This is a genomic window from Cetobacterium sp., assembly GCF_977044495.1.
On the sequence record NZ_CDRRQU010000088.1, the window covers coordinates 1 to 2749 of the forward strand.

At 29.1% G+C, this 2749-nt stretch carries 4 protein-coding genes; all 4 read right to left on the reverse strand.

Translation table 11 applies throughout. The features are described from left to right. On the reverse strand, positions 1–182 hold a 182-nt coding region (locus tag ACWI69_RS11960; protein ID WP_448822061.1), incomplete at its 3' end, for a hypothetical protein. Between the two features lie 66 nt (positions 183–248). Then, a complete protein-coding gene (locus tag ACWI69_RS11965) occupies positions 249–794 on the reverse strand; it encodes a hypothetical protein (protein ID WP_448822062.1) in 546 nt (181 codons plus the stop codon). A gap of 21 nt (positions 795–815) precedes the next feature. Beyond that, positions 816–1313 carry a hypothetical protein gene (locus ACWI69_RS11970; RefSeq protein ID WP_448822063.1) on the reverse strand — a complete coding sequence of 166 codons (498 nt, stop codon included), beginning with the start codon at positions 1311–1313 and terminating at the stop codon, positions 816–818. Between the two features lie 125 nt (positions 1314–1438). Continuing rightward, positions 1439–2557: an IS200/IS605 family element RNA-guided endonuclease TnpB gene (tnpB, locus tag ACWI69_RS11975; protein WP_448822064.1), complete on the reverse strand. Its 1119-nt coding sequence runs from the start codon at positions 2555–2557 to the stop codon at positions 1439–1441. Positions 2558–2749: the final 192 nt, after the last annotated feature.

The window sequence follows — 2749 nt, forward strand, 5'->3', positions numbered from 1 at the left end:
TTATCAGTTTCTATGAATTGTCCACCATAACTATCTTTAACAACAATTTTTTCCTCATGGTTGTTGGCGACAGCTATAATTTCTTTTCCTATAATGGAAGATATTCCTGAACCGGGTAATCCAAATGTTAGCTTATGCGTAGCATTTTTATTTTCTAAGTAAAAAGGTTTATTGTTATTCATAAAACTCTCCTTAATTTTATCCTTTATGCATTTGTCTGTGTTTTCTTTGCTGTCTCCATACATTATTTATATATCTCCTTTTTCATAAAATTTTATATCTTTATAACTATTAATGTCTAATTCATAATACCTCTTATGTTCTCTTGTAGTAATGTTACTAAACATTGTTGTTTTCATTCCATATGCTATATTCTTTAATTTTATTGTTTTTATTGCATAATCTTTAGACTCATATGAAATATTCAATGTTGCTCTTTTTCTTCTAATTTTTATCTCTTTAATAACTGCCTTTGGCTCATGGTCTAATGTTCCAAGAGCTTCTTTAAGATAAAATAATTCTGTTGAATATTTTATCTTATGCCTTAAATAAAAACATACCAGTGTATATGATATAAGCATAGCTGCTATAATCATTAATGCTCCTGCTAATTTAATACTATCTTCAAAATGTAAGCTATCTAGTAATGTTATTTCAATAAGCAGTAATGTCATTGCAATAACTCCTATTACTGCTGCCCATATAGCGTATGCATCATATATTTTTTTTACAAATGCTTCTTTTCTTCTTTCAGCATCACTTAAAATTTCTGCTACCTCTACTTCTATTTCCACTGCTTGTACTTCCTTTCTAAACTACATATAAATATTTAATTCCAGTTTATCTAAATCAAGTGTAGTCTCTATTGTATCTCCGCTATGTATTGTTGGCTTAATTAATCCATTTCTTGTCATAATCTTCTCGCCTGTCTTGGTTTCTACAATATAATAAACAAGAGTTGATCTAGCTCCTGTATCTTCCCTAGTTGTAACTGAAGCTATGTTTCCTGTCATTGCTGCTTCAACTAATCTTAAATCATTGATTATATAATCATGTTTATATTCTCGACTTTCACATATTGACTGAATCGCAAAAAATATAATTAATAAAAGCATAGGAGTATATACCCATTTTTTTGTATCACTATCTACATTTGCCCCATACATTCCAATTCCGGTCAATACAATAAATACTAATATAAACACAGAAAATACTATAATAGCTGTAGCTGTATGTTTTTTATTGACATGATTAAGCTGTTCTTTAATAACTTCTTTATTTTCTTCATAATTACTGATTCCAATTAAATTCATATAATTATCTCCTAAGTAAATCCTGAACCTCACATGACTAAAGTCACATGGTTCTCGGTCAATAACTCTATTGAGTTAAGTATCACCGAGCTATCTCCGTAGTTCCTACGGTTCTTATATATTACTTAAACATTTATAATTCTTAATCCTTCATTCAAAATATTAATAGCAGCATTAATGTCTCTATCTAATTTTGAATTACATTTAGGACAAATCCAAGACCGAATATCTTCTGATTTCTTACCATCTTTATAACCACAACAATGACAAATTTGTGAAGAAGGATAATATCTGTCTATTACAGATAATTTCTTCCCGTACCACTGAGACTTATATTCCAACATTCTACGAAATTCAGACCAAGATACATCTCCAACTCGTTTATTGCGAATGGTAGAATCAGTTTCTTTCATAGATTTGACATTCAAATCTTCAATAGCAATTACATCATACATTCTTATAATTTCTGTTGTGAGTTTCTGTAAGAAGTCATTTCTTTGATTAGAAATATGTTTCTGTAAATTTGCAACCTTGATTCTCGCCTTATTCCAACGATTACTACCAATTGTTTTTCTTGATAATTCACGCTGTAATTTAGTAAGTTTCTTTTCTGATTTTTCAAAAAAATGAAGGTTATCAATTTTTGTTCCATCAGATAATATTGCAAAATCCACTAACCCTAAATCTATTCCAATATTCTGATTAGTTTTTGGCAACTGCTTAAATTCTACATCTGTACAACACAGAGAACAGTAGTAGTGTCCATTTGGTTCTTGTGATATTGTGGCATTTAATATTCTTCCTTGTGGAACTTGTTTGTCTCTTATTTTAACTAATCCTAACTTTGGAAGTTTTATATGCTTATTTAAAAACATTATATTCCCGCCAGCAGTTGTTTTTGTGTAACTTGTTCTATAAGACTGATATCTATTCTTTTTTGACTTAAATTTAGGATAACCAGTATGTTCTTTAAAGAATTTCTGATAAGCTATATCTAAATCTTTTAAACACTTCTGTAAAGAATCTTTATCTGGTTCTTTAAGCCATTCATATTCTTTCTTCAATTGCGTTAAATCTTTGGAACACATGTAGTATGTAAATGTGGTCTTATCATTCTCATACATTTCTATTCGCTTATTAAGATAATAGTTATACACAAATCTGCAACATCCAAATGTTTTAGCAATAAGTTCTTTCTGCTTTTTATTTGGGTATATTCTATATTTATAAGCCTTTTCTGCCATAATATCACCTCCTTCTTGAACATAATGTTTATTATTCTAAATATAGTATAACATTTCAGCATATTTTGATTTTTTGTAAATGTTCACTTACTCATGACTAAAGTCACGAGTGTGCGTTTGCAATATCATCAACATTCTTTACCCATATAACAGCTCCTTTAGGATGCTTGTAATACATTTCCTTATCCAAAG